Source organism: Chelatococcus sp. HY11, from assembly GCF_018398335.1.
GTDB lineage: Bacteria > Pseudomonadota > Alphaproteobacteria > Rhizobiales > Beijerinckiaceae > Chelatococcus.
Genome location: NZ_JAHBRX010000005.1, coordinates 1 through 26,574, shown reverse-complemented (window position 1 = coordinate 26,574; position 26,574 = coordinate 1). Strand labels below are relative to the sequence as shown.

Sequence of the window (26,574 nt, the reverse complement as noted above, 5' to 3'; positions counted from 1 at the left end):
AGGGTGATCAGGCTGCCAGCATAGATGTTTCGCTCCGAAGTGGCCTGAGGTCGAGGCTGTCAGTCGGGGTCCAGATGTAATCGCCGGTCAGGCTGATGTGCTGCCATCCGAGCGGGGTGATGTGTTTGATCACGTCGGGCGGCGTGGCGACGCCTTCCCGGTTGAGTTCGGCGAAAGCCGGTTCGAGATAGAGCGTGTTCCAGTAGACGATGGCGTTGATCAGCAGGTTCAGTCCGGAAGCCCGATAGAACTGGCTCTCGAAGGTTCTGTCCCGCAACTCTCCGAGCCGATTGAAGAACAGCGCGCGAGCCAGGGTATTTTGGGCCTCGCTCTTGTTGAGCCCGGCGGTGGCGTTCCTGCGCATTTCGGGGTTCTGCCACCATTGGGGTAGGAAGATGGACCTATTGATGCGTCCGATGTCGCGCAGCGCGAGCGCCAGTCCGTTTTGACGTGGGAAGGCGGACAACTTCGCCAGCAAGGTCGAAGGCCGGACCTGGCCGGAACGGATCGTCGTGACCAGGCGCAGGATGTCATTCCAGTTTGCCTTGATCCGCTCGACGTTGATGGGCTCGCCGACGAGCGGTGCCAGCTTTTCAGGTGGCGCGTCGCCGGGGAAGAGATGGAGCTTGCGATCCTTGAGACCGCGCAGGCGAGGCACAAGCTGGAAACCGACGAGGTGGCAGAGGGCAAAACTCATGTCGCTGACCCCGCCGGTATCGACATAATGGGTTTCGATGGCGAGATCGCTGCCATGATAGAGCAGACCGTCGAGCACGTAGATGGCTTCGCTCGCGTTGGCATTCATGGCGATGATGTGGAACGCGCCATACTGGTCGGAGGTGAAGCGGTAGAATTTGGCGCCGGGATTGGGACCGTAGCGGGCGTTGAGGTCACCGATCGCCTCGGCGTGCCCCCCCGCCGGAAAATACTGCCCATCCGAGGACGAGGTGGTTCCGTCGCCCCACAACCCTGCCAGAGGCAATTGCCTCTGGGCGTTGACGAGGATGGCATGTGCGGCGGTGTACCCTTCCTCCCGTATATGCCAGTCGTGTGCCCAGGCGAGCTGGCGCATCGTCAGTCCGGGAGAAACATCCGCCATCCTGGTGAGGCCGAGGTTGATGCCGTCCGCCAGAACGGCGGTAAGAAGCGCAAGCTTGTTGTCGGTCGTTCGCCCTGAGCGCAGATGTGTGAAGGTGTTGGAAAATCCCGTGCGGGCGTCCACTTCAAGCAAAAGGTCGGTGATGCGGATTGCTGGTAGGCGGCCTTCCACCTTCGGCTTCAGCGCCTTCGCGATGTCCGGAAACATGGCCTTGTGCGGCGTGACGGTGAAACCCGCGCCGGTCAATTCGACGTCGCCGAGTTCGCCGGCTTCCGCCAGACGGGAAAGGTCGCTCAGCCCGTCGTTCAAGGTCTGACGCTGTTGCTTCAGATAGGTTTCCACATCGGTATCGACGGCGACCGGAAGCGGACCTTCCTCGCGCATCAACTCGAACGTCGGCGCCGGGATGAGGAAGCTCTCAAAGGACTGGAAGCGCTTGGCTCCCTCAACCCAAACATCGCCCGCATCGAGCCGGCGTTTCAATTCGCTGAACAGGCAGAGCTCATAGGCCCTGCGATCGATCTTGCCATCCTGCAGGATGAGAGGCATCCAGCCTTTCGGCGCAAAGGATATGGGAGCCCTATCTGGTATCGCTCTTTTCCCTTTGCGGTACAGATCGGCGACCGTGGACAGCGCCCGCAGGAGATTCGCCGCCACGGCGTGACCACGAAACACGAACGTTGACAGGAATTCCGGCGCCATTTTCCGGATTGTCGGATAGCGCTGGAGCATTTCGATTTTCCCGTCGATGCTGTCCGGGGCGATCAGCGTGTCGACCGCCTGAACACTCGTTGTGAAGGCTGGCCATTGAATGACCCGTTCGAGCGCCCTGCCGATATCCTCGCCTTTCTCCCTGGCCTCGATGATTGCGTGACAAACTTTCGAAACGTCTTTGAGCGGCTTTTGAACCTCCCGGACGGAACGGGTGATACGGGCTGTCGCCTGATTGCCGGCCCGCCGTGTCAAGGCGCCGATCAGTTTCTTGAACACGTCGATCGCGCAGTCGGTCAAATGGCGGGACAGATGCAGGACGGTCGCCGCGAGCACGGCGTGCCGGCGTTCGGGGTTGAGGTCGCGTAGGTGCTGCGCGCTCATCCGCATCCCTTCCGCGGCGAGTTCATCAAAAACCTTGGCCGGAATGCGCTCCATCAGTTCCATTGGCAGGTTCAGAGACCGAAGAAACTGAACGCGTTCGGCTATCCTGTCGAGGTTGACGGCGGTGGGCGACAGTGCCGGTGTTCTCGCCCAGGCGAGAATGGTCACGCTCGTCCCCGCACGCGGATCGAGAAGCTTGTCCAGATCGAGCTTCTGGTGTTCCGAAAGTCCGCCAGCCAGGGCCCGGTGAGCGATCCGGATGCCGCGTCGGATCGCGACGTGGATGATGGCTTCGAGCGCGCCGCGCGCCGGCAGGAGAATTCGCCGGCGACGCAATTCCTCCAAAACCATGTCCGCCAATGTATCGGCTTGGCGCAGGGTTTGCGCAGCAGGCGTCAGCCAGCCTGTCAGCGCCCGCACGTCCGAAGGCGCAAATGGGCGCATCTTCATTCTGTCGAAAAGCAGGGCGAGGTGCTCGCGGCGTGTCTGTGGGCGCTCGAAATATCGATCGATCTCGCGATGATCAACGCCGATTTGCCGTGCCAGGAACCGCAAGACGCTTGGCGGTAGGACTTCACCATCCGCGAGCGGTCGACCTGGAAATCGCAGCATCGCCAGAACGCAGGCCAGACCCAGTCGGTTCGATGGACGGTTCTGCCGCATGATCAGATCGAGATCCGACTGGTCCAGCGTGTAGTGCTTGGCGATCTCCCTTTCGTCATCCGGAATCGCTGTTGCCTGGCTCCACCATGCTTCGCTCAGCAGTGCTCTTCGCGTCATTCATCACCATCCATCCCGTCGCGGAGGTTGCAGCGAAATCGAAAATGCATGTCCGGCAAACGACCGTTTCACGGCTTCCACAGATTTTGTCCGCTAACCTTGCCATGCAACGGCAAATCGGACATTGTCCGCCTACAACGGGAAAGCGGACGTATCTCGCACCATGACCACCATCGGCTATGCAAGGGTATCTACCGGCGACCAGCACACCGCGCTGCAACTCGACGCACTGCGAAAAGCAGGGTGCGAGAAGACTTTTGAAGACCGGGCATCCGGCGTGAAAACCGATCGACCCGGACTAACCGAGGCGATCCGCTACCTTCGGGAGGGCGACACACTTACAGTGTGGAAACTTGATCGTCTCGGCCGATCAATGAAACACCTGATCGAGCTCATCACGGAGTTGGACACCAAGGGCGTCGGGTTCCGATCGGTCACCGAAAACATCGACACCACGACATCCGGCGGCCGCCTGGTCTTTCATTTGTTTGGCGCACTGGCGCAGTTCGAGCGTGATCTGATCCGGGAGAGAACCTGCGCCGGCCTCCAGGCCGCAGGGGAGCGAGGTCGACGCGGTGGCCGGCAAGCTGTCGTCACCCCGGAGAAGCTCGCCAAGGCCCGCCAGCATCTGGCTGCCGGCCTCAATGTTCGCGAAGCCGCCGCTCGCGTGAAAATCGGCAAGACCGCGCTCTACGAAGCGCTCAAAGCCGAAAAATCTGCCGCGTCCACTATCAAATAAGCCGAAGTTCCGGGTACGTTCTCAAATGTCGGACAGATTCGATACTTTCGTGTCGTGACGCCAATCTGAAGATAGTAGTCGAGGCTCATGACGTCCCGCGGTTGGGAGCGGGTATAGCGCCAGCCCCCGGCGTGGCTGCCTTGGGCGCGGATGACGAGATTGAGTATGAGGGATTTCTTGCTCATGATTGCGTCGTGCTCTTGCGCGTTGCGGCGCTCACCTCGTCACCGCCGGCAAGCCAAGACTTTGTCGCAGCGTCTGCCCCAGTGATGCCGCCTCGCGGAACACGCCGCGACGCTGAAGCTCGGGGACAAGCTTCTCGGTTATGTCGCGGACACCATCCGGGGCCACGATGGGCCCGACGACAAAACCGTCAGCACCGCCTTGCCGGTACCAGGCTTCGAGTTGGTCTGCCACGCTCGTCGCGGTCCCCACCAGCAGCAGGAAGCCGCGCGATGCGGATGCCTCCACCGCAAGATCCGCGATGCTGAGATTGTCCCGACGAGCGCGTTCCAGCAGAGCACGAGCACGACCGCTGTCTGCGGCGACAGCCGGCCAGCTCGCCGGCGTGGCTGTTCGATCCACTTGGCCGGCCTCCCAGCCCAAGGTCTTCTCGAGGTCGCGGATGGCCTCGTCGCTATCGATGTAAGGACGCAGGCGCGCGAAATCGGCCCAGGCGGCTTCTTCCGTTTCACCGATGACGATGATGGCCCCCGGCGTCACCAGGACATCCTCGGCGCGCCGCCCTACCGACCTGACCTGTTCCTTCACGGAATGATAGAAGGACTTTGCGTCTTCGAGATTGTTCTGGCGCGTGAAGACCACATCGGCATTGCGGGCGGCGAATTCCTTCCCGCCATCCGATACGACAGGGACGAAGAAGACGGGTCGCTCCTGTGATGTGCGTGATACGTTCAGAGCGCCGCGCACGGAGAAATAGGGTCCATCATGAGCGATGGGGTGTATCTTGGCCGCATCGACATAATGACCGGAGGCCCGATCGCGGATGACGGCGCCCTCATCCCAGGCGCCCCAGAGTTCATTCACCGTATCGAGAAAGTCCTGAGAGATCTTGTAACGATCCTCATAGGCGAAGCTTCGACCAGTCGTGTAGTTATTCCGCGCGGTGTTCTGGTAAAATGAAGTCAGGATGTTCCAGCCCATGCGTCCCTCGCTGATATGGTCGAGAGACGCCAGCGAGCGCGCGAGCGTGAAGGGATCCTGATAGAGGCTTGACGTACTGGGAATGAAACCGAGGCTACGCGTTTCCGCGGCGAGGGCGGCTGCGAGCACCTGCGGGTCGAGGGAGGGGGTCCAGCCGCGATCGATCCGGGCCGCGCCATCGAGGGAATCCCCGAGAAACATGAAGTGCAGATGCGCGTCCTCGCTCTGGCGCGCCAGGGCGCGGTAGTAGTCGAGCTTCTCGCGATCGTTGTCTGTCTCGCTGAGCCGCCAGCCTTCGCGATGCCCGCTGATGACGAAGAAGGACAGGCCGAGAACAAGTCCGTTGTGACCACTCATAGAGCGGATCTCCAACGGCTGGCTGTCGCTTTGGCCAAGCGTGGCATAGCGCTTATGCGATGGAAAAAGCGAGATAAGCTCATAAATATCAATGACATAGTAAAATCCATACCATTTCCGCTATTATCATTATAATCTCTATGGACTTTGTCAATAATTTAGATCACCCTGCCGGTGATGTGATTTTGATGCGGCTGCGCATGCCGCCATCCGCGAGGTATGGAAAAGGACGATGTTCACTCACAATCGCCGGAGCTTCCTGCTCGGCACTGTCGCGGCCGCGGGTGCGTTGGCCGCGCCGCGCGGTCTCCACGCCGCCGGGCCGCGTCATGGTGGCACCTTGACGCTTCTGACGTCAGATCCTCCGGTGATCCTGTCGTTGTTGAATACAGGCGCGGCGTCTTATGTCAGCGGCAAGGTTACGGAAGGTCTGTTGCGATATGAATTTGATTTGACGCCAAAGCCGGAACTGGCGATCAAGTGGTCGCTTAGCCCGGATGGGCTGGTCTATAGCTTCTCCTTGCGTCCACAGGTGAAGTGGCATGACGGCGCGGATTTCACATCTGCGGACGTCGCTTTTTCCATCGAAGCCGCGAAGAAGTACCATCCCCGCGGCGCGGCGACCTTCGCCAACGTAGTGGAAGTGCGAACGCCCGACGCCTTGACTGCCGAAATCGTCCTTTCCAAGCCTTCGCCTTACATTATCTCGGCTTTGGCGTCCCATGAGACGCCCATTCTTCCGAAGCATGTCTACAAGGATGGGCCGATCGACAAGAGCCCGAACAACAATGCGCCGATTGGCACCGGACCCTTCATCTTCAGGGAGTGGGAGCGCGGCAGCCACATCGTTTTCGAGCGTAACCCCAACTATTGGGATGCGCCAAAACCCTATCTCGACCGGGTTATCATCCGTGTCATCGCGGATGCTGCCGCCAGGACGATCGCGCTCGAGACGGGCGAGGCGCAGGCGTCGCAGGGCTCCCTGCTGGTTCTGAACGACGTGGCGCGTCTCCAGAAGAATACAGCGCTCGCCGCGGACGATAACGGCAACCAATATGACAACAGCATCACGCATTTCATCTTCAATCTGGATCGACCGCACTTCAAGGATGTTCGCGTCCGCCGCGCGGTTGCCCACGCCGTCGATCGCGAATTCATTCTCAAGAACGCGTGGTACGGTTACGGTGAATTGAGCCAGGGGCCGCTGAGCCCATTGCTCAGCCGTTATTATGACAAGACCCTCGTTCCCTATGCCTTCGATCCGAAGAAGGCGGAGGCGCTGCTGGACGAGGCGGGCTTCCCGCGTCAGGCTGATGGCGTCCGCTTTCGCATCACGCATGACTACATGCCGACGGCCGAAGCCTTCAAGACTGCCGCAGAGTATATCAAGCAGGCACTCGGCGCGGTCGGCATAGCTGTCACCATCCGCGCCCAGGATTTTGCCACCTACACGCGGCGGGTTTATACAGATCGCGATTTCGATCTCACCTACGGTTTCATGAGCACGACGTTCGATCCCTCGGTCGGCGTCCAGCGCCTGTTCTGGTCCAAGAATTTCAAGCCGGGCGTTCCCTTCTCCAATGGGGCACATTACAGCAACCCGGAGGTTGACGCATTGCTGGAGGCGGCCGCTGTCGAAGTCGATACGGAAAAGAGAATCGAGCAATTCCACAAGTTGCAGCAGATCATCCACACCGATCTGCCGGATCTCGGCATTCTGATTGTCAACGTGCCATCCATATTCGACAAGCGTTACAAAAACCTGATTACGACGGCTGATGGACTGCGTGCGAGTTTCGCCGACGTCTATGTCGAAAGTTGAGCACCATAGATTCTGAAGACAGCGGCCGGGTACGACCGCTGTTTCGAGGCATTTCGGCATGAACGGGTTGGATCGCGTTGGAAAGAGCCTGTTGCGGAACGCGCTGCAAGCCATACCGACGATCTTCGTCATCGTAACTCTGGGGTTCTTCCTGCTGCAGCTTGCGCCGGGCGACGCGGCGGACTATATCGCCGCGGAATCGGGGGCTGCGACAAGTGAAGGACTCGCTCAGATCCGTCGAACCTTCGGCCTCGACCTGCCACTGTTGACACAGCTCATTAATTACTACGGAAGTCTTGCTCATTTCAGCTTGGGCATTTCACCGCGCTATGGCATGCCCGTTGCCGACATGATCATGCAGCGCTTGCCGGGTACGCTGTTGTTGATGGGAATAGCCATCGTCGTCGCGCTTTTACTGGGACTTCTGACTGGAACGATCATGGCTCTCACCGCCGGGCGGTTGCCTGATCGCGTGCTGTCTGTGCTGTCACTGCTGTTTTATTCGATCCCCTCATTCTGGATCGGCCTGATGCTCATCATCCTTTTTTCCGTCAAGCTCGGCTGGTTGCCAAGCGGCGGCGCACGCAGCATCGGACCGAGCCTGGCGGGGTGGGATTGGCTGGCCGACCGCGCTCGCTTCCTCGTTCTGCCGGGCCTGTCGCTCGCACTCTACTACGTGGCGATTTATGCCCGCCTGACGCGCGCCTCTGTGCTGGAGGTCAGCACACAGGATCATGTACGCACAGCGATTGCGAAGGGCATGCCGATCGGGCGAGTGGTGCGCCGGCATATCCTGCGCAACGCCCTTACGCCTGTCACGACCGTCGCCGGCATGCATGTCGCTGGCATTCTCGGCGGGGCGGTTGTCGTCGAAACGGTCTTCAGCTGGCCAGGTATGGGGCGGCTTGCCTATGAGGCGATCCTGTCGCGGGAATACACGCTGCTGCTCGGCATCATGTTGATGAGCTCGCTCATGGTGATCGCCGTGAATGCGCTGTTCGACATCATCCAGTCGTTGCTCGATCCACGTGTGGAGGTCCGCTGATGAGTCTCGCGAATGTCTCGGCCGAGATGGGTGGGCAGCCCGCGATAGCGGATCTGGCGGCACCGTCCTCCGGGCGCGACATCCGTCGCCGGACCGTTCTGCGCGCCATCCTGCGCAATCCGGCGGCGGTTCTCGGGATCGCTCTGCTCGCCGTCATCATCGCGATGGCCTTGCTGGCGCCCATCATCGCTCCGGGTGATCCGCTAGGGATCGTCGGCCCGCCGCGTCTGTGGCCGGGCGAGAACGCCGCCTTTCCCCTCGGCACGGATGCGCTTGGGCGGGATGTTCTTTCCGGCGTCATCCACGGCGCCCGCGTCTCGCTGCTCGTCGGTCTTGCCTCCACCGCCCTCGGTATCATGGGTGGAATAGCCATCGGCGCGATTGCCGGCTTCTACGGGCGATGGGTCGATGATCTCATCGTGCGCTTCATCGAGATCTTCCAGACGATCCCAGGTTTTGTTTTGCTTGTGGTGCTTGTCGCGATCGCGCAACCCTCGATCACGACAGTCATCATCGGGATCGCGCTTGTGTCATGGGATACCATCGCACGGCTTGCCCGCTCCGAATTCAGGAGCTTGCGGGAGAAGGACTTCGTGGCTGCCGCTATTGGTGCGGGCTTCCGACATCGCCACATCATGCTGCGCGAGATATTCCCCAATGCGCTGCCTCCGCTGATGGTGACGGCATCGATCATGGTCGCTTCGGCGATCCTCAACGAATCCGCCTTGTCTTTCATGGGGCTTGGAGATCCCAACGTGATCTCCTGGGGATCGATGATCGGGTCGGGGCGGGAGCTTTTGCGGACGCATTGGTATTTGACCGCCATTCCCGGCGGCTTTGTCGCGCTCACCGTTCTTTCGCTGAATCTGATTGGCGATGGCCTGAATGATGCGCTCAATCCGCATCTGCGCGAGGCCCGTGGGATGAGCCGCCTGGTCGGCTTCTAACGGTTAGCGCTTTGCACGGGTAGGACCCCGACTATCAATCAGGCGCGATTCGCATTCCATAATGCGCCCTTATCGGATTCTCTCCCGCAGCTGGGTGGGTTCAAGTTTGAAGTGCGACTTGCGAGTGATGCCAAAGGGTTATCGGTCGCAAGGACAGCGCAATGAAACGCACCTACTCTCACATTGACCTGAACGATCGGCGCAAGATCGCCCAATGGCGTGGCGTTGGATTGAGCGTCGATGTCATCGCGGAGAAGCTCGGCCGGCATCGCTCGACGATTTTCCGGGAACTCCGACGCAACGCCTTCAGCGACAAGGACTGGCCGGAGCTCGACGGCTACCATTGCGTGACAGCGCATGACATGGCCCGCGAGCGGCGCGTCAGGCTCCGGAAGCTCGCGCGCTTCTCCCATATGCGCCAGTCGGTCATCGAACGGATTCAGCATGGCTGGTCGCCAGAACAGATTGCTGGCCGGATGAGGCTCGAGCGTCATCCGATCTCGGTCAGCCACGAGACGATCTACAAGTTTGCCTATTCGGTGGACGGTCAGGCCATTAAGCTCTGGCGGCATCTGCCGGAACACCGCGCGCGACGCCGTCCACGGCATGCGAGGCGCCGCCATGGCCAGCGCTTCAGCCCAGAGTTGAACATCCTGCGCCGCCCGGACATTGTCGCCGAGCGAAAGCAGTTCGGACACTGGGAGTGCGATCTCATCCAGTTCCGTCAGAAGTTCGGCAAGGCGAATGTGACGTCGCTGGTCGAGCGGGTCAGCCGGTTCGCCGTTCTCCTGCGCAATAATGACCGGCAGTCGCGGCCAATCATGGAGCGGCTCATCAGCGTCCTGCGGGCCCTGCCCCATCGCGCGCGCCGCTCGATCACCTTCGACCGCGGAACGGAATTCACCGACTGGCCCTATCTCCAGGCCGGGATCGGCTCTCAGACCTGGTTCTGCGACCCGCAGTCGCCCTGGCAGAAAGGCACCGTCGAGAACACGAACGGCCGGGCCAGGAAATGGCTCGCGAGAGACGTCGATCCTCTCTCTATCACCGACCAGGAGCTGAAGGACATTTGCGAACGCTTGAACACAACGCCGCGAAAGTGCCTTGGCTACAAAACGCCGGCCGAAGTCTTCCGACAGAAGCTCCTCGCCCAGATGCGGACGGGCCGATAGGATCGGACACCCGCAAGTCGCGCTTCAGCGAGAACTCATACTGAATGAGATTAGAGGATGAAGTGCGGCTTGACCTACGCAATGTCGCGGGTGGAACCATGAGCGCTAAGACGATCTGCCTCGGCCCCTGCAATCCGGCGCCCGTGGTGCAGGTCTATCCCCGCAGGAACGTTATTACGGTGTCTATGAACAGACGCTTGATCGCATCATCAACGCGCACTTGATCCAAGGTCACGCGGTCGCTGATCCGGCATACAAGCTTTCTCCGAAGAAACAAACGCTGCACGGCCAACAGCCGAGTTCCGGATAGCCGCTATAGCCTAGTTTACATTCCAGCATCCGCGGCAAGATCGTCGGAATTTCGTCACAACACCGGACTGTCTTTGAGTTGCCGCACATATGCGTCACCCTCACCACCGGAGTTCGCGCTGATCACGACTATGAATCGATGCGCGGTCTTTGATTCCGGATTTGAATTGGACGATGGAGATCTGCGGTGGGAGATTGGGACCGTCTTCAGCCGTGGATTTTGCCATGCCGGAACCGTCTATCCAATATCTTGTCCTGGAGAGGACGGACGCGGCGCACAACATCGCCCGTTACTATGTCCTGTCTCTTGAGCCGACGCTCTTCGCCGAGATGGCCCTTGTGCGCCGATGGGGCCGGATCGGGCGAGCGGGCGGACATCGCGTGGAATTTCACGAAACGCAAGCCGGCGCGACAGAGGCCTTGCAGACATGGCTCAAGCGGAAGCTGCGGCGTTCTTATAGGCTAACCGGAGCCTCGAAGAGGCCAGCTTGACGCTCCCGTCCCGCTAGGCCGAAGACCGGAAAGCTGCTCAAGCCCGATCTAATCATCGGGTTCGCCCGTGCAGCACCGGGTGTTGCGGCAGCGACATCCTATTCGACACCACCAGGACCTTCTTCAGTCCGCCGATTCCTGCGTCCTCCGTCTCGCCCTCTCCAGGCGCTGTTTGAACGCCCCGGGCTGAATCACGAAGCAATCCTCAACCCTCGCCACCTGCCGCGCATATGAGGCTTGCTTCGCGGCATATTCCCCGAGAGGCGGTGTGTTTGAGCCGGACACGACAGTCCGGCAATTGATCGAGCCTGTGCGCATCTTTCCGCGATGCTTGACCTCGATATAACGGGGCAGCACCGACGGCAACATGGACGCCTGATCCTTCCCGACCAACCAGAAGGACGAAATGAACAGGCGTGTGCCGTGGACCTTTCGTTTCTCGGGAAAAGGGGTGGCAAAGTCGATGAAGGCTGCCACCTTCGGCAGGCGCGAGGCTGGAACTGAATCGTTACCAAAGAGCCTGGTGCAGACCTCGCGGTAGAACGCGTTGAATGCTCTCATGCGTGAACGCGCAATCGGTTCGGTCCAGCAGATATCTTCGAATGAGATAATCACACAGAAGAGTTCCTTCTCATCTTCCGCTTGCGCAGGGCTCTCCAAAAGCCTCAGCAGATTGTCGATGCCGCATCGGAGCAACAGATGCGCATCTGGATCGGCTTGGCCTGTGCTACGACGACGACCTCCAAGAGTTGCACGGGACGGAGGAGCGGCCGACCGCCGCACCACTGGAACCCCGCCGACGAACTCAACTGTCATATTGCAATGTCCTTCTCCTGTTCTCTGATCTAGTGGTTCTTCCCATGCGAGTCTCTCTTCTGCAGGAAGCGAGCGTTCTGACCCGCCCACTCTTCGCGTTCCTCGGCTGTAAAGATTCGGACTACACCATGATCGCTGCTATCAAGGCTGGTGACCCCCACCCATTTGTTAGCGGAAACCCCGAGTTTCTTGATCCACGTTTTCTTCATGTATCTGTGTTGTTCTGGTCTTGCGTGTTTATGAACGATCATACGTCTTCCTTTGCTGATGATCTACAAATTTATTTAGTGCAACTTTCGTCGTTAGACGAGAACATATCGATATTATTTTTATCATCATCACTTACTATCTTTTTTTGCCGCGGGATGGACATAACGACCATCTCGCACTGCAAATACCAAAGGTATATTGCCTTCTTCCCACTCAGGCATTTTTTAGGGGCCCGATCGCTACCGACTTTATAGTCCCGCCATATCCGGCCCCCTCCCCCAAGGGCGAGCGGGGCTCGTCTGTAGCAAAGGCTAGCGTCTTTTGAGAAGGTGTGCCGGCAGAAACGGCTGCTGCACAGGGACGATACATCGCGGCTCAGGACAGCCGGTCTCCCATAAGATCGCCTTCCAGCGACCGGTAGAGCTGCGACCAGGCGCATTCTCCAGACATTCTGGCGGCGGCACCGGTTATATCCGCGACCTCCCGATCAACATCATCAAGGTCCAGGATGAAGGCAAACTCCGCAAGCGGGTTCTCGGACCAAAGAACGTGCCATGCCGATGTCCTACCCCACTCGTCGTCGATCGCATCCCAATGGGAGGGTAGCCAAAAGATACCTTCCATCCTGATGCCCCACCCTTCATCCGTCCTGTCCACGATAAAAACGTCCATGACAGGTCGTGCAGCCCCAGGGGTTGCTCCTGAAGCCATGAGCCATCGCTTCACAAGCTCCAAATGAAACCACAATGCGACATTGTCGAGCAAAGCTGGACCCTCAGCCCTGACGATCGCGGCCCTTTCTCCCGGTGAATTGCAGGGACCGATAAAATAGCGCAGCTCCTGCGCGCCAACTCCAAAGATTATCTGTTTGGTGATCGACTCCGGGTACTCTGCAGCCAGGCTGTGATATTTGCAAATCAGCCTCTCCTGCAGAGATTCTACGGATGAATGTGAGGTGTTAAAACTAATTTTCTTATTTTCATATAGCTTCATTTTCTTCTCCAATGATTAAATCCAAAATTTGTGAATCGAATTATTTATTCATATACGTTTGTTTTACAAATGCATCGATGCGAATCGAGAATGGATAATTCGGGATAGTACTGTCGCAGTATGGGCTGCGTCCCTGAACGGCTATGTCATGTTAACCTCTCCCTACCCTATACATCTACGCGCGGTGATATGCCTCGCACTACATTACCAACGAAAAGCTCAATGGTCGGAAAATCGCGTATGAGCAAAAACACATATTTTATTTCCGGCAATTTCTTGGGTATTTCCGCCAACCAGATTTTATTTCCTTGATCCGGATGGACAGATTGGCTCAAATCCAGTGATCTCCGGGCAATCTTCCACGACAATCCGCCGCACGTCTCCAAAAATAATTTTCGCTTCTCATAAGGCGGAGGATTTTCCTTGGAAATAAACCCGATTTTCCGGAAATACAGCTGCTTCTTCCGGTGCGTCACGGATTTTGACGCTGGCACGGTCCCCGATGATCGTTCTGGCAATCAAAACACGACGAGCAATTTCGCCGCGCTGAGATTTTGCCGTTAGAAACTGCCGTTCAAGAAGTTATCTGCACCAAAATCGGGCCGATTTTCAGACCCCGATTCCGACGGAAAAACGACGTGTTGCACATCGTCGTCCATATCGACATTTCCAGGCGCCGCAGGAGGACAAGCCCTCCAGCACGGCGAACCTGCACACTCAATGCCTGGATCTCGCCCGAGCGGTTGCATTCTTCAGTCAGGCGATGGTAGTAGCCTTGCAGCTTCAATGAGAAGCGACGCTGGGCCTCTTGAGCCGAAGGCGGATCGGATGGGGTGCCTCGATCCGTAGAATTTGAATTTTTAACGATTTCTGTAGCCATGTTTATCCTCTTACTGCTGGCCATTGTAATAATTAAGGTATTTTCGGCGCGTGAACGCCTGTTGTTCGACCGCTTCCCACGACAAGGAGGCAGGCCCAAGCAGATGCTTGGGATAATAATCGATCGATTTCTTGCGTTCTTTGTGTATTTTTCGACATTTCTCTATTACTTTTGTCATAAAAAACTCTCTCAGTATTTTTGATATTTCCATCATCAGAGTCCCCATCGGTTTGGTTTCGGCGTGATCGCTTGGCGGTGGATTGCCAGCCCACCTCCGTCAAAAACATGTGGTGATATCTCGTCAGCTCATCTGATCCTCCTGTTTCCTTGTTCTCATCGCAGAGCCGCCCGCGACCTAAGATGGGTGAGGCCACGTCGGCAGAGCCCCAAACGGAGGCTCATCGACGATGATAATCAAGCAACGCGCCATTTACGGCGTGTTCGCAGCCTGCATCTGATATGTGACGGAGCGGTCCAGTTTCCTCTTGCTCTTCTTTCTGCCTTGAGACTTGGGCCGGGGGTAGATTACGCAGGTCCGTGCGAAGTCGCATGTCGTGCGCGTGTGGTACAGGTCTTCCAGGATTGACTGAGCCACGTCTGCAATGGCGTTATCGGCGATGGGAGACACCTCGACTTGGCGAATTCCCCGTCTCCTACAGCCCACAGATCCGGCTAATTTATTCACGATGCGGGAAAATCGATCGACATACCCCGCACTCACGACCCACAACGAGCGGATGTGGACATGCTGGGCACCGACATCTCTTCTGGCGAGCCAATCGGACCTGCCAGCGTCGATCACAAAGCATGCCCGAGGCCTCATATGATCAAGGGCGACAGACGACTTTCGGCCCAGAATCGCCCTGCATACGCGATCGAAAAATGCCCCTCCGGCATCCATACGAGCGACGGACGCATCCCCGGAGCGTGGCCCTCCTTCAAAGAAGATCCTGACCTCAACGAATCGGCTGTCTTTATGGGATCCGGCATCGAAATGCGGGCCGGCGAAGAACTCTATAATATCATCTTGCGACTGATACTTATCAGAAAATTTTGTTACTGTATCCATTAATAACCTCTAATATGCAATTATACATCGCGCCTTCCAATATTGTCAAGCCCAATTGAACTGAAATACAAATAATCGGAATTCTTTCTGAAATATGCCTCCAACAACACTCTATGGCCGATCCGCCCGAGCCCCTAGCTGATTGGCCTATACTAACTCACGAACAACCTTATTATGCTTCTTGATTCGGCATTCGGCAAATTGTAAATTGATATATTATTGTTGTTTTCTATCACTAACCTAGTCGATCGAGGAAGAATGACATCTATCGGAAGTAAATGCCCGTTCTATACCTACGAATTGCCTTCTACCATCCGATGCAACCGCCTTAATCAGGGTGTCTGTTCTCGGCAGATGCTACGGTCCAGATTGTATGATGGCGACGCCTCCCCCTCGGATAGACCTCGAAGTCCTGCTCATAGCCAGGCGATTCGTTGTTATAGAAGCCAAGCTTCCTCGCGTAGGCTATGACCTTATAGAGTTCTTTTCTTTCAACAGACCGGATGTCGATGGTCTCAACACCTCTTTCAAGGCAGTATCTGCATCTCGCAGCCTCGGGTATGTGCTTCTCAATGAGCGCCCGTTGGTCATCCCTCACTGCCCATACAGAGTGAATGTGAATGTTCACGGGAGATACCAGACGATCGGCATATCTTGATCCCTCAGCATCAATCAAGGCCACAACCCTGGGAACAGCTTCAGATTGGCGATGGTGGTTCTTGCCTAAAGCCAATCGGCAAGTTTGGTTGTAGAGAACGCCAAATGTGTTCAGACGGTTGCGCGACAGATCTTTTACAAGGTTACGGACTGAGAACGTCACTGTCACAAAAAGGAAGCATGCGGCTGTCTCGTCTCCGTATGAAGCTGTGAGAAGATCCACAAAATGCGCGGTGAGAGCCTCATGACAGGCAAGAGATGGGTGGCGCTGTCGGAGATGTGTGATCCGTGATTTTTGTTTGCTAGGCTTGGAAAAGGATTGAAAGACGACGCCAGGGACGACCTTAGTTCCAACGTTAGCTTGTGTTAGTGATTCACATGAATCTATAATTGATTTGTCCATAAATAAATTCTCCATCTTCAAATATTTTTCGTTGTCAAAATGACATAGGTATAAATCCGCCTGTTCGACGTTTTGCCGAACATGCGTGGACAAGGATGAGGTTTATGGATCCAGATCGGAGGCTTGCCGTCGCGATGAATACCAATAACTTTATATTTACGGCGCTCGGCTGATGTTGCTGAGCTCAGTATCGAATTTTTTCAAAATTTCTTTAGCGGGACCATTTTGACCCCATGAACAAGAATAGTCATCATCCGCGGATGATGATCTCAATTGCATTCTCTGGCACACCAAGGGAAGCCGCCAACAGCTCCTTGGCTTGTCCTATAGTCAGGCAACCCGGCCCCGGAACAATCGTAAGAGACCCCGTCGGCAATGGGCCTGGGTTAACCGCCCCGCCTTTCTCCTGCCCAATCCTTGCCATCCCCCCAATCTTGCTCAGATCGCCGTGCCCGATGAACCGAGAGTGATGGCCACGACGGCCGAGCATAAGGCGCCCATATCCCAGCTGGTCGAGAATCCGAAAGCACCTGAACACTTCGGCTTGGAGCAGCCCCGCTCCCGCCGTCGCCTGGTCGACAGAGATTTCTCGTTCCTTTTTCCCAAGGCCGGCCAACCAATCGATTATACTGCGGAACGCCAGATCGTTGTCATAATGGGCCTGGATTTCCTCGTTCATTATTGTCTCTGCCGATGCACCCTGCATACCCTTCTCCCTGTAGGCAGAATACATAATCTAGGCATTGTTAGATGTCAATAGCTAGGTAATACTCTAAAGTTCTTTTTTAGAATCTGCTTAGGCGATTGATATAACCTTCCAGCTAAGATGGCGTTGTGCTAATTTCGTGGCGGATAAGGGTGCGTCGCCGATCTCGCCTCAGCCAATTCTGGCGACCAGGACAACGCCTGAAAATACCACAGCTCGGCGCACCACTCGCAAGCCAGCGAATGGCGAGCGACAGGCCGACCACCCATATTGGCTGGGCCTCACGAGGCCTGATCTCGCACCCGCATGAGGGTCTGCCGGCTGACCCCATATTTCCGCGCAGCCCCCGAAATGCTCATGCCTGCGTTCAGATCCGAACGAGCCGCTTCTCTCTGTTGCGAGGTCAGAAGCGATGGCCGGCCGAGGGTCTTGCCCTGTAATCTCGCGCGCTTGAGACCCGATTGGGTTCGCTCAATCAGAAGGTCGCGTTCGAATTGCGCCACGGCATTGAGAACATTCATGGTCATGGTCCCCGCGGAGCTTGTCAGATCGACACCCCCCAACGCCAGGCAATGGACCTTCACCCCCATAGCGCTCAACTTCGAGACCGTAGAACTGACATCGATGGCATCACGTCCCAGCCGGTCCAGTTTCGTGACGATCAACACGTCCCCCTTCTCCATCCGATCAAGGAGCCGGCTGAAGCCATCCCGTCTTGCAATAGCGACACTTCCTGAGACGGTCTCAGCAATGACCCGGTGGGCTTCTATTCGAAAACCAGCCGCTTCGATCTCGCGAATCTGGTTCTCCGTCGTCTGTCCTGTCGTTGAAACGCGTGCGTAGGCAAAAATCCGTGTCATGAATGTCCTTATAGGCTGTCCGAAATATGCAACCTGTCCATCGACCGGTCAAGCTACTTTATGGACATTCATGGAGACCTTGTCCAAAACCCTTCCTTTTCGGACAGGGCTTGGACAACGGAACACTAACAATCTGAACCGATCACAAAACAGGATTGACCCGCTGATTGAAGCGGATCAATGGGGATCTCAAAAGGATCAAGCCCGAGCTATGCGCGGCCTTTGTCCGGCGGGACGGCAATTTCGCGGAAATCAGAACGAGATCCACATATACGCACAAGGAATTTTCCGGAATCCTCACCGATTGTGGAATTCCTTGCAAGGATAGTGATGTCGAGAACGCATCTAGGAACAAGTCTAACGGGAAGACGATTTCTTATGGAAAATCCGGAGCATCAGAACGTGTCAAAGTATTATTGATCAAGTTGAGAGACGATCATTTCCGCGATCTCGATATCGACTTATTTCTCAAATGAGACGTCAACAGTGTTTCTCACAACGAAACCATGGTTTCTGATAGTGAGATGGTCTGATAGCGACTGGTATCTTGCTTGTGAGCCTCTCACAAATCGATAATTTTGCCCCGAGAATGCACGTTCGATAGGGGAGTATTGAGAACGAATATAAAATAAATCACCTTGGAATTCAGGTTAAGATCATATACAGAATAATTTTTAACTCACGCTGAATTATACCACCTCCCGTACAATATAATGCAACAGACACCCATACGGATATTGTACGGATAGTGGTGTTTGTGAATACATTTTTCGCCGGGTTATCTTCCGCCTTTGCCGGTCGTCGCGCAAAGGAATGCAAAGAGCTCCACCACTGTTCCTGGAGTCCTGGTGATTGCGACCGGCGAGGTAGAGTGGTTTAAGGGGAACGGTGTGATCTTGGCGGTGATTGCCGCGAATGCCCACTAGCCCAAAAGCCAACCTAATGGCTCAATGACCGCCTTGCACTATCAATCAGTCTGGATTGAGTTTCGAAATCGTCAATCTGCCGTCGCAGACTGGCCAATAGGGGTCGGACGTCGTCATGTCCGCAATCGAGCGGACCTAATTCGCGCAATCGCGCCTCCAAGCGAGCGATCCGAACCGCCATGCTATCCTTGAGGCTCCACAGTTCGGCAAGCCGCATCGCAACGTCGGGATCACCGATATAAGCAACAAGTCTCAAGCCCTTTTCAAGCTCGATTTCGATATTGGCGCCCTCAGCACGCACAAGCGGAAAGTCTCCCATAGTCCCCTCCCCCTTTTCATGGATCGACGTACGCCGAGCGTACCCCCTGTGAAACATGACGCTTCTGTGTCAGAATGGTCAGGTTCTAGCGAATGTTAACCATTTTGACAAACCGCTTTTGGGAAGGCTGGCGCGGTGGCTTCGACGACCGCCTGATCGGAGCTTACGGTAACGGCACAGGCTGCGTCATCCAGAGGCAACGACGGGCCCATAAATGCTACTTCCTTGGCTACAAATATTTAGAACAAACGAAATAATTTGAACCATCCTGTGGTCTGCCCCCTGAAAAGTGGTCCTCCCTGAAGTAGGCTCTTGAGCCGTTGGAGAGGACATTGGAATGCCCCAGAAGAAGCACAAGCCCGAAGAGATCGTCGCGAAGCTGCGCCAGGTTGATGTTTTGTTGTCACAAGGCCGATCGGTTGGCGAAGCGGTTCGCTCAATCGGTGTGACGCAGTTCACCTATTACCGCTGGCGCAAGGAGTTCGGTGGCCTGAAGGGCGACCAGGTGAAGCGCCTGAAAGAGCTCGAGAAAGAGAACGACCGGCTGCGCAAGGCGGTGTCGGACCTGACGCTGGAAAAGCTGATCCTGAAAGAGGCTGCCTCGGGAAACTTCTGAGCCCCGCCCGCCGCCGTCGCTGCGTCGACCATGTCATGGCGAAGTTCTCGGTGTCGGAGCGCTTTGCCTGCAAGGTCCTGGACCAGCATCGCTCGACCCAGCGCAAGAAGCTGAAAGGCCGGGCGGATGAAGAGGCACTGACGGCCGATATCATCCGGCTGGCTTCTCGGTATGGCCGCTATGGCTATCGCCGGATCACCGCGATGCTGCGCTTTGAGGGCTGGACGGTGAACGCCAAGCGTGTCGAGCGCATCTGGCGGCGGGAGGGGCTGAAGGTTCCGCAGAAGCAACCGAAGAGAGGCCGCCTCTGGATGAATGACGGATCGTGCGTCCGGCTTCGACCCGAGCACCCCAACCATGTCTGGTCCTACGATTTTGTCGAGGGCCGGACCCACAATGGCAGGAAGTTCCGCATGCTCAACATCATCGATGAGTTTACCCGGGCATGTCTGGCGATCCGCATCGATCGCAAGCTCAACTCGACCGACGTCATCGACGTTCTGTCGGACCTGTTCATCCTGCACGGCGTGCCTGGCCATGTTCGTTCCGACAACGTCCTATGTCGGGAAGCAGCTTTGGGCCTTGGCCAGCAGGTCTCATCGCGTCGGCGATGCGCCGACGTCGGTAATAAGCTGATCCAGATGGTTTCCACCGTCAACGGGATCGCTCCCAGCCATAGCAAACACAGGATCCAGCGGCACTGACGCGGCCGTGGTCCTCACCGTCCTCAAGACGAGATACGCACCCAGGTGGAAGGCCCGAACATTATCTACAGGGTCGCCTTCGGCGCCCTCACGGCACTTGCAGAGAGGGGTCCTTCCACCTGGCATCCGACCGCTCCAGGAACGGCCGGTATTCTGTCCCCGTCTTGACGACGGCATGCGCCACCCGCGCCATCTTGGCGGTAAGTGCGGTCATCGCCTTGCGACGGCGATCGGCATCGTCCGCGTGGCCGGCAACATAGCGGCCGAGCTTGTCGCGGAAGCTGTTATCGCGCTGGCGCGCGGCGACCTGCGCTGCCATCCAGAACGTTCGGCGCAGGCGGGCATTGCCGTACTTCGACAGCTTGGTCCGGCCGCGGAAGGTGCCGGATTGGCAGGTCGCGAGGTCGAGGCCGCAGAACTTCAGGAACTGCCGGTGATGGCCGAACCTGCGCAGGTCTCCAGCCTCGGCCAGGATCGTCAGAGCGTTGATCGGTCCGATTCCCGGGATCTGCCGCAGCAGCCGGTAATCATGATGATCGGCCAGCGTGGCCTGTGCGATCTCCTCGATCCGGTTGCGCTCCCGGATCAGGCCTCGCGCTTGGGCGACGATCATGCGGAACATCGTGATCGCCGCACTCTCCTCCAACACCGGCAACGCGATCGATGAGCAGGCCGTCTCGTAGATATCGTTGATCAGCCGAGCCTTGGAGACCTTGCGGCCGACCAGAGGCCAAGCCTCGGCCACGAACGCTTCCCGCTCCAATGTGGTGATGCTGCCGGGCGTCGGGAAACGCTCGATCAGCGCCAGGAACCAATCCGAGCGGCTGTTGCCGGCGAAGCGGGCTATCTCCGGAAAATACAGCGGCAGATAATGCGTCAGGATGCGGTGCCAGGTCTGCGTCTTGGCCTTCGAGATCGTCTCGTGCGTCTTCGACAGCTCCTGCAGGTCGTTGATGCCGGCGGCCAGCGGATCGACATAGGCCTGCGTGGCGCCGATCCGCAACATGTGCAGGATCACCTGGGCATCCTTGGGATCGTTCTTGTCCCAGCCGTTGTGCAGAGCCTCTCGAGTCCGGGCGAGCGCGACCGAGGAGATTAGCCGCAGCTCGAAGCCTGCCGTCAGCAGTCGGTGGGCGAGCGTGCGATGGTAGTTGCCGGTCGCCTCGAAGCCGACGAGGATCGGTCGTCCGATCGCAGAAAGCTCAACAGCCAGGCGCTCGTAGTCCTGCTTGGTCGCCATCAAGGTCATCCGCCGGCGTCGACCACCCTCAGGTCGTTCGATCAGGACCTCCTGACGATGCTTGGACATGTCGATCGCTACCAGCACGGCGCCGGTGGGAGTAGAAAAGCGCTTGGTCATGGTCGGCCTCTCTCCAAAGTGTTGTCTCGACAACCTCACTTTAGAGACCTGCTGGCCGGTCATGACCGCCGTGACGGCGCGCTGCGCTACGCAAGGCTTCGCGCGCCGTCAGCCAACGGTCGAGCCTCTTCCCAATGTGCTATGGTCCGGAGTTCATCGCCAAAGCCGTGCGGGATTGGATTGCCGCTGTCGGCGCAAAGACCGCCTTCATCGAACCGGGAAGTCCTTGGGAGAACGGCTACTGCGAGAGCTTCAACTCGAAGCTTCGCGATGAACTGCTCAATGGCGAGACCTTCTACAGCCTCGCCGAGGCCCGGATCATCATCGAGCAATGGCGACGCTACTACAACACCGAGCGGCCGCACTCATCGCTGGGATACAAACCGCCGGCGCCGGAGGCCCTCATATGGCCGTCGAAACCCGGCAAAGCGGCACCATCATCGGCTCTGCCGCTGGCCGATAAGCCCATCATGCATTAAGACTGAAACCGGACCACCTCATAGGGGCAGGCCAGTCGCTGAAGCAGACGCAGCGGAGCGTAGATTACATCTATGGCTGATGCGGCGTCCCGCCGGAGGCTAGGTGCCGAAGGACGAATCGAGGCCGATCAACCTAGCAGCTCATGTCTTTGGACGAGGCATTGACCGTGTGCTTCGCGTTGGTGTGCTGTAGGAGAGCCCAGTATGGTGCGCCACGTCGCGATGCCGGCAGAGGTAACTCTGGCTTCACCGGACTATATGGCGCAGTCCGGTCTTCCCGACAGCACTGATGCACTTCTGAATCGCCACCGTATGACGGGTTTCCAATCCACCGCGGCAGACGGTCTGCTCCCACCCGAGTTCGTCGCGGATAGAGATGTCCGTCCGCTCGTGCTGCCGACGACCATTGCGGTGAGCGCGGCCGCAAGCTAAGCGGCAGCGGGCAAACTCGGGCAGGGACCGATGGCGAGAAGCTACGCGCCCTAACTCCCTAATTAGTTGATAATATTGATACAAATATCGAAGCGGTAGCAATACGTCTGTTAATTTCCGCAACAGGAATAGCGATTTTGTCGCGTGAGATCCCCCCCCGATATGACCAACTGGTGCGTGGTGAGCTCCCACGGCGAGCCCTTGCTACGTCGTGTGCTGAACGGTCGGGGCAGAAGCGCGACGCGTCGGCTCAAGCCGCTAAAACCTAGGAATGTTAACACAGGCTCGTCAGAGGCACGCCAGACCGACCGGCGTAAGGGCCGCCTTACCAACGCGAGCTACCTCCTTGCATCGCGGAAGCGATATATCATACACGCCTGCAAAGGACCGTTTTCTCTTGTCTGATGAAATTGTACAAAGGGCCTCGAATCGGTTCTGGATGTCATTTGTCACAGTGGACTGCACTGGCGGGACAAAGCTGACTTCAGTAGGGGTCACCGGCGAGATCAGGCGTCCGGGCGACGAGAAGCGGCGCCAACACCGGAATTCCCAAGCTTTTGAGGGTTTCGTCAGTCTGAGCCACGAACCGTGCACTGCGCGGCTGATGATTGAGCATTCGGCGCAGATCGATCGCAACGTCGTCGTTTTCACGGGCCAGCATGGTGATGTTCTCGATTTCGATGGGCATCAGTTGGAAATCCCGCACGAGAACGGCAGGCGAGACGGCCCGTGACGCTTCAGCCTCCAATGGGCGCGTGGATGCTTTCAAAGGCTGGAAGCCCGCCCTGATCAGCGGCCGCATGGCCAAGGCAGCGACTTTCAGCACGTTCGCCCGCTCCAAACGACCCAACTTCTCGTAAATACCCCAGCGCCCCAGGGCATGGCGATAGGGCAGGCCTGCTGCTTCCCACGCAGCCTCAATTATCGGACGTGCCACATCCTTCATGCGGCGCGGGCGGCAGATCTCGTCGATAACGCCACGCAGAACACGAAGCCAAAGGCCTCCGTGAACAAGGCGGCCACCGGGCAACTGTACCCTGCCCTTCGTAACGGCCTGCAGGGTCAACCCGTCGAGCGCCGCGAGTTCTGTGGCGGTTTCCTTGGAAACTGGATACTCGGATTGTTCGGCGGGACTGGCAGCGTGCAGCAGGACGCCGTGCTTCGGGCAACTCGCCATCCAGTTCGCTCGCCAATGTAGCCGGCCGAAACGCTGCCGATCGCCCCGCAGGCATTCAATGCACCCGATCATCTTGCCGTCGGCGAGATCGTCCGAGATCCAAGGGAGCCACCAAGCAGCCCGCGCCGGGCGCACTCGCAACGCCGGATTCTCAAAGATACCAAACTGACAGCAATAGGCTCGAAAGATGTCGCCTCGCGGCGACAGACTGTCCAACAGATAGGGCACATAGGCCGCCATCGTCATGGCCCGGATCCGACCAATAGCAACACCTGTGCGTTCCGCCAGCTTCTGGATCAAAAGAGCCGATGGCCAGAAATCCGCCAATTCGATATCCGGCCTGTTGATCCCCAGGGCTGCTTCAGCGAATTCGCCGACGCCCATGTCATAAGCATCAGCGAGCCGCCACAGCCATGAAGACAAAGCTTCTTGCGGCAATGGCTGAGGATGAATCGGCAGCCTTGTCGCCATCCTCAGACCAGAAGCTTCTCGGTGAGACGTCGGCGGTCTGCCGGACCTTGGTATTTCATCTGGCGGAGCGACCGCTGATTGATCGCCTCCTCCCCGCCTTCGACCGCGGCAACCGCAGCCGAACGCAACAGAGCAGCTATTTCCCCTATGGTCCCGCCTGTGCGGGCCAAAATCCAGCTCTGCAGATCGGCCGAGTTGAGAAATGACGGCTTACGAAGCGGGAACGTCGCCACGAAGCTCTGGATCAGCCGGTTGAGTTCGTCTCCCTCGTCCCACGCCGGCAGGATGATCGGATGAAACCGGTTTTCAAGCTGCGGATCGGTCCGGATGGCGAGATAGGCGTCCCTCGTCCCTGCCCCGATAATCGGAATTCTCAGTTCGTTGCCGAGAAACCGCAACAGGTTGAGAAATTCCCGCTGTGCCGGTGCGGTACCCGCCAGAAGATTGTGCAGTTCGTCGATGATGAGGATTTGTGCGCCAACCCTCTTAAGGATCGACAACGCCAGCGCTTCAAGATCATGCTTGCGGGCCGTCCTTCGAACCGGCGCTCCCAAAACCTCCAGGAGATGCTGGTAGAAGCGCGCAACCCCCGGATCGGTAAGCATCTGCACCACGACAACAGGGATGTTTTCCTCATCACGGCCGGGCAAGGCAGGCGGCGTATGATCGCGTCGGAATTTTTCGATGATCATCGACTTGCCGTTGTTTGTTGGCCCCAGCAGGAGAAAGCACTGAGGCCGAACGCGGCCTGGTTCGTTTTCAATCGCGGCACTGAGCAGATCGAGCGCAGCCTGTGCCTGCGGGTAGCCGATCCACCATTGGCCACGGATGAAGGCAATTCGTTGCGCGTCGTCTGCGGCGGCAATCTCTCGCAGATCGCGAGAAAGGTGGCTGAGATCGCTCATCACCATCTTTCCATCGGAAATGGCACCAAGTCGGCAGCCTGATCATCGCCGGCGAGCTCGGTTTCGATCGCCGGCATGACAGCCACGCGATCCACCGACGATTCTGGCACCGGCGTCTGTCGCGCCAACTGGCGCCGGGCCGCTCTGGATTTCTTTGCTGCGGTCTTCACCAGCCCACGCTGCTGTTCGACCGTCCTGAAGATACCCTCTTCATCGACCTGAGCCCGACCGCCAGCTTTGATCATCTGGACGGCCTGCCGATGCTCAAAAAGCGAGATTCCCGGCCTTTCCAGACGCCGGCAAGGCACCGTCACGTAGCTGCGGCCGTCCGGCTCGAGTACAAATATCTGCGATAGATCGCGAGGATCGCGACGGATCAGGAAGGACCGGCAACGATCCCTATTCGCTATCCACGGGCGCAAAACATCTGAATAGTAAGTGATGTGGTCGAGCGTGAAGCCATCGCGCTGGATCGTCCGGCGCACGACAGGCAGGAAATCGACCAGGTATTCGCGGCTATTGGCAACTGGTCGCGGGTCGCCATGCTCGGCAATTCCACGCTTCCACCGCGCGAGCGGCGGCTCCATGATCCCTTCGTGGACCTCGTGATGGTAGCGTCCGCTGATCGCCAGAGCCAGCCAATGCTCCAGCTCGGACAACGTTAGAACCGCAGTTGCATCGCTGTCATAGGTTCCCCGTTCGGTCGGATTTGAGAACGTCGTGCCGGGCAGATCATGGATAAGGCCCATCAATGTGCCGATCAGACGCTCGATGACCCCGCCGAAATGAGGTTGGCCCTTCGGGCGATATTCGAGGCCGATCCCATGCTGCTGACAGCCACGAGCGAGAGCTTCGCCATGAAACTCCGCAGCATTGTCAAGATGCAGGAGACGCGGAACACCTGCGATCGGCCACTCCGTATCGAGGCCGAGGCCGTCGAGATAGGCCCTCTTCTCAACGCCAGAGTGGGCGAGGCACAAACCGACACTCGTTGCGGACGGCGCCTCGAACGACACCAGAAAGCCGGTGATGCAACGGCTGTAGACGTCGATCGCTACCGTCAGCCACGGCCGCCCGACCGGGAGGCGGCTGATTTCGTCCACCAGAATGATATCGACCGGCGTGTGATCGATCTGGACGATGTCGAGCGGTCCCGTCGCGACAGGCCCATGGCCCGCGGCCGACGTCAGCCGCCTTGCTGCGCTGCTGCGCGGGCCGTCACGACGCCGCGCTACCTCTTCAGCCCGAATCGTCTCCAGACGACGGCGGATCGTTTTCGCCGAAGGAGCCGGCAATCCGGCCTTTTTGCATCGGAGTTGAACTTCCTCGACGAGACGGACAATCCGACGCTTTTGCCTCGTCAGGTAGGTGTCGTAGATTGCGGCGGTGACAATGTCGTCCACCCGCGCCGGCATTCTGGATCGGCCTCGGCCGCCGGATGGCTTTCCAGGAGCCAGCGAACTCATCAATCCACCTGAGGCCCGAAACCGGGCGACAAGCGTGTAGACCGATCTGGTGCTCATCGCCAGCAGATCTGCCGCAGAACGTGCATCAACGGCTGAGACGAGTT

General features: G+C 57.8%; 20 protein-coding genes and 3 pseudogenes. 10 read left to right on the top strand and 13 right to left on the bottom strand.

From position 1 onward, the window contains the following. Positions 1-7: 7 nt before the first annotated feature. Positions 8-2,974 carry a Tn3 family transposase gene (locus KIO74_RS31120; protein ID WP_213339639.1) on the bottom strand — a complete coding sequence of 989 codons (2,967 nt, stop codon included), beginning with the start codon at positions 2,972-2,974 and terminating at the stop codon, positions 8-10. Between the two features lie 163 nt (positions 2,975-3,137). Here KIO74_RS31120 and KIO74_RS31115 point away from each other — a divergent pair, with 163 nt between their 5' ends. Continuing rightward, positions 3,138-3,713, top strand: a complete 576-nt coding sequence (locus KIO74_RS31115; protein ID WP_213339637.1) for a recombinase family protein — start codon at positions 3,138-3,140, stop codon at positions 3,711-3,713. Between the two features lie 216 nt (positions 3,714-3,929). On the opposite strand, the gene KIO74_RS31110 is transcribed toward KIO74_RS31115, so the two are convergent. After that, positions 3,930-5,234 (bottom strand): NtaA/DmoA family FMN-dependent monooxygenase, encoded by a 1,305-nt coding sequence (locus KIO74_RS31110; RefSeq protein ID WP_213339635.1) that lies wholly within the window; start codon positions 5,232-5,234, stop codon positions 3,930-3,932. Between the two features lie 232 nt (positions 5,235-5,466). Between KIO74_RS31110 and KIO74_RS31105 the strand changes: the two genes are divergently transcribed. The 5 genes from KIO74_RS31105 to KIO74_RS31085 all read left to right on the top strand — a co-directional run bounded on the left by KIO74_RS31105 (position 5,467) and on the right by KIO74_RS31085 (position 11,021). Further along, positions 5,467-7,056, top strand: coding sequence for an ABC transporter substrate-binding protein (locus KIO74_RS31105; RefSeq protein ID WP_213339633.1), 1,590 nt, complete (start codon positions 5,467-5,469; stop codon positions 7,054-7,056). Between the two features lie 58 nt (positions 7,057-7,114). Further along, on the top strand, positions 7,115-8,101 hold the full coding sequence (locus tag KIO74_RS31100; RefSeq protein ID WP_213339631.1) for an ABC transporter permease: 987 nt from the start codon (positions 7,115-7,117) through the stop codon (positions 8,099-8,101). Next, positions 8,101-9,048, top strand: coding sequence for an ABC transporter permease (locus KIO74_RS31095; RefSeq protein ID WP_213339629.1), 948 nt, complete (start codon positions 8,101-8,103; stop codon positions 9,046-9,048). Before KIO74_RS31100 ends, KIO74_RS31095 begins: the two co-directional genes overlap by 1 nt. A gap of 161 nt (positions 9,049-9,209) precedes the next feature. Continuing rightward, positions 9,210-10,220: an IS30 family transposase gene (locus KIO74_RS31090; RefSeq protein WP_213339627.1), complete on the top strand. Its 1,011-nt coding sequence runs from the start codon at positions 9,210-9,212 to the stop codon at positions 10,218-10,220. Between the two features lie 483 nt (positions 10,221-10,703). Continuing rightward, on the top strand, positions 10,704-11,021 hold the full coding sequence (locus KIO74_RS31085; protein ID WP_343218666.1) for a WGR domain-containing protein: 318 nt from the start codon (positions 10,704-10,706) through the stop codon (positions 11,019-11,021). Between the two features lie 123 nt (positions 11,022-11,144). Here the strand turns inward: KIO74_RS31085 and KIO74_RS31080 are convergent, their stop codons facing one another. The 3 genes from KIO74_RS31080 to KIO74_RS31070 form a co-directional block, all read right to left on the bottom strand. Continuing rightward, complete coding sequence (locus tag KIO74_RS31080; RefSeq protein ID WP_213339502.1) at positions 11,145-11,837, bottom strand: hypothetical protein; 693 nt, start codon at positions 11,835-11,837, stop codon at positions 11,145-11,147. 585 nt (positions 11,838-12,422) lie between these two features. Next, complete coding sequence (locus tag KIO74_RS31075) at positions 12,423-13,040, bottom strand: hypothetical protein (RefSeq protein WP_213339503.1); 618 nt, start codon at positions 13,038-13,040, stop codon at positions 12,423-12,425. Positions 13,041-13,614: 574 nt separating this feature from the next. After that, positions 13,615-13,920, bottom strand: a complete 306-nt coding sequence (locus KIO74_RS31070; protein WP_213339504.1) for a hypothetical protein — start codon at positions 13,918-13,920, stop codon at positions 13,615-13,617. Positions 13,921-14,665: 745 nt separating this feature from the next. Here KIO74_RS31070 and KIO74_RS31065 point away from each other — a divergent pair. Then, positions 14,666-14,992, top strand: coding sequence for a hypothetical protein (locus KIO74_RS31065; protein ID WP_213339505.1), 327 nt, complete (start codon positions 14,666-14,668; stop codon positions 14,990-14,992). Positions 14,993-15,317: 325 nt separating this feature from the next. Here KIO74_RS31065 and KIO74_RS31060 read toward each other — a convergent pair whose 3' ends face one another. From KIO74_RS31060 to KIO74_RS31045, 4 genes are all read right to left on the bottom strand, one after another. Further along, the gene (locus KIO74_RS31060) at positions 15,318-16,049 is read right to left on the bottom strand and encodes a hypothetical protein (RefSeq protein ID WP_213339506.1); all 732 of its coding nucleotides are present in this window, start codon (positions 16,047-16,049) and stop codon (positions 15,318-15,320) included. A gap of 250 nt (positions 16,050-16,299) precedes the next feature. After that, positions 16,300-16,728: a hypothetical protein gene (locus KIO74_RS31055; RefSeq protein ID WP_213339507.1), complete on the bottom strand. Its 429-nt coding sequence runs from the start codon at positions 16,726-16,728 to the stop codon at positions 16,300-16,302. A 308-nt stretch (positions 16,729-17,036) separates the two neighbouring features. Beyond that, positions 17,037-17,615 (bottom strand): recombinase family protein, encoded by a 579-nt coding sequence (locus tag KIO74_RS31050; protein WP_213339508.1) that lies wholly within the window; start codon positions 17,613-17,615, stop codon positions 17,037-17,039. Between the two features lie 939 nt (positions 17,616-18,554). Then, positions 18,555-18,860 (bottom strand): hypothetical protein, encoded by a 306-nt coding sequence (locus KIO74_RS31045; RefSeq protein ID WP_213339625.1) that lies wholly within the window; start codon positions 18,858-18,860, stop codon positions 18,555-18,557. A 337-nt stretch (positions 18,861-19,197) separates the two neighbouring features. Between KIO74_RS31045 and KIO74_RS31040 the strand changes: the two are divergent. Continuing rightward, positions 19,198-20,030: pseudogene (locus tag KIO74_RS31040) on the top strand (IS3 family transposase); the annotation flags it as partial. Positions 20,031-20,276: 246 nt separating this feature from the next. Here the strand turns inward: KIO74_RS31040 and KIO74_RS31035 are convergent. Continuing rightward, positions 20,277-21,540 (bottom strand): annotated as a pseudogene (locus tag KIO74_RS31035) (IS110 family RNA-guided transposase); the annotation flags it as partial. 143 nt (positions 21,541-21,683) lie between these two features. Here KIO74_RS31035 and KIO74_RS31030 point away from each other — a divergent pair. Together KIO74_RS31030 and KIO74_RS31025 are read left to right on the top strand one after the other, a co-directional pair. Further along, positions 21,684-22,019, top strand: a pseudogene (locus tag KIO74_RS31030) (integrase core domain-containing protein); the annotation flags it as partial. A gap of 204 nt (positions 22,020-22,223) precedes the next feature. Then, positions 22,224-22,451 (top strand): type 2 periplasmic-binding domain-containing protein, encoded by a 228-nt coding sequence (locus KIO74_RS31025; RefSeq protein ID WP_213339623.1) that lies wholly within the window; start codon positions 22,224-22,226, stop codon positions 22,449-22,451. Positions 22,452-22,935: 484 nt separating this feature from the next. On the opposite strand, the gene KIO74_RS31020 is transcribed toward KIO74_RS31025, so the two are convergent. The 3 genes from KIO74_RS31020 to KIO74_RS31010 form a co-directional block, all read right to left on the bottom strand. After that, positions 22,936-24,099, bottom strand: a complete 1,164-nt coding sequence (locus KIO74_RS31020; RefSeq protein ID WP_249731653.1) for a TniQ family protein — start codon at positions 24,097-24,099, stop codon at positions 22,936-22,938. 2 nt (positions 24,100-24,101) lie between these two features. After that, on the bottom strand, positions 24,102-25,004 hold the full coding sequence (locus KIO74_RS31015) for a TniB family NTP-binding protein (protein ID WP_213339622.1): 903 nt from the start codon (positions 25,002-25,004) through the stop codon (positions 24,102-24,104). Continuing rightward, the coding region (locus tag KIO74_RS31010) for a TnsB C-terminal domain-containing protein (RefSeq protein WP_213339621.1) at positions 25,004-26,574 on the bottom strand (1,571 nt) is incomplete at its 5' end. The genes KIO74_RS31015 and KIO74_RS31010, both read right to left, overlap by 1 nt.

Excerpts from the sequence above, each read along its gene's own strand:
- KIO74_RS31020 (WP_249731653.1), bottom strand. The coding sequence starts at position 24,099 with ATGGCGACAAGGCTGCCGATTCATCCTCAGCCATTGCCGCAAGAAGCT.
- KIO74_RS31095 (WP_213339629.1), top strand. The coding sequence starts at position 8,101 with ATGAGTCTCGCGAATGTCTCGGCCGAGATGGGTGGGCAGCCCGCGATA.
- KIO74_RS31070 (WP_213339504.1), bottom strand. The coding sequence starts at position 13,920 with ATGGCTACAGAAATCGTTAAAAATTCAAATTCTACGGATCGAGGCACC.
- KIO74_RS31115 (WP_213339637.1), top strand. The coding sequence starts at position 3,138 with ATGACCACCATCGGCTATGCAAGGGTATCTACCGGCGACCAGCACACC.
- KIO74_RS31015 (WP_213339622.1), bottom strand. The coding sequence starts at position 25,004 with ATGAGCGATCTCAGCCACCTTTCTCGCGATCTGCGAGAGATTGCCGCC.
- KIO74_RS31060 (WP_213339506.1), bottom strand. The coding sequence starts at position 16,049 with ATGGACAAATCAATTATAGATTCATGTGAATCACTAACACAAGCTAAC.
- KIO74_RS31080 (WP_213339502.1), bottom strand. The coding sequence starts at position 11,837 with ATGACAGTTGAGTTCGTCGGCGGGGTTCCAGTGGTGCGGCGGTCGGCC.
- KIO74_RS31090 (WP_213339627.1), top strand. The coding sequence starts at position 9,210 with ATGAAACGCACCTACTCTCACATTGACCTGAACGATCGGCGCAAGATC.
- KIO74_RS31045 (WP_213339625.1), bottom strand. The coding sequence starts at position 18,860 with ATGGGAGACTTTCCGCTTGTGCGTGCTGAGGGCGCCAATATCGAAATC.
- KIO74_RS31025 (WP_213339623.1), top strand. The coding sequence starts at position 22,224 with ATGGTGCGCCACGTCGCGATGCCGGCAGAGGTAACTCTGGCTTCACCG.
- KIO74_RS31120 (WP_213339639.1), bottom strand. The coding sequence starts at position 2,974 with ATGACGCGAAGAGCACTGCTGAGCGAAGCATGGTGGAGCCAGGCAACA.
- KIO74_RS31055 (WP_213339507.1), bottom strand. The coding sequence starts at position 16,728 with ATGAACGAGGAAATCCAGGCCCATTATGACAACGATCTGGCGTTCCGC.
- KIO74_RS31065 (WP_213339505.1), top strand. The coding sequence starts at position 14,666 with ATGCTGGGCACCGACATCTCTTCTGGCGAGCCAATCGGACCTGCCAGC.
- KIO74_RS31110 (WP_213339635.1), bottom strand. The coding sequence starts at position 5,234 with ATGAGTGGTCACAACGGACTTGTTCTCGGCCTGTCCTTCTTCGTCATC.
- KIO74_RS31100 (WP_213339631.1), top strand. The coding sequence starts at position 7,115 with ATGAACGGGTTGGATCGCGTTGGAAAGAGCCTGTTGCGGAACGCGCTG.
- KIO74_RS31085 (WP_343218666.1), top strand. The coding sequence starts at position 10,704 with ATGGAGATCTGCGGTGGGAGATTGGGACCGTCTTCAGCCGTGGATTTT.
- KIO74_RS31050 (WP_213339508.1), bottom strand. The coding sequence starts at position 17,615 with ATGACACGGATTTTTGCCTACGCACGCGTTTCAACGACAGGACAGACG.
- KIO74_RS31075 (WP_213339503.1), bottom strand. The coding sequence starts at position 13,040 with ATGAAGCTATATGAAAATAAGAAAATTAGTTTTAACACCTCACATTCA.
- KIO74_RS31105 (WP_213339633.1), top strand. The coding sequence starts at position 5,467 with ATGTTCACTCACAATCGCCGGAGCTTCCTGCTCGGCACTGTCGCGGCC.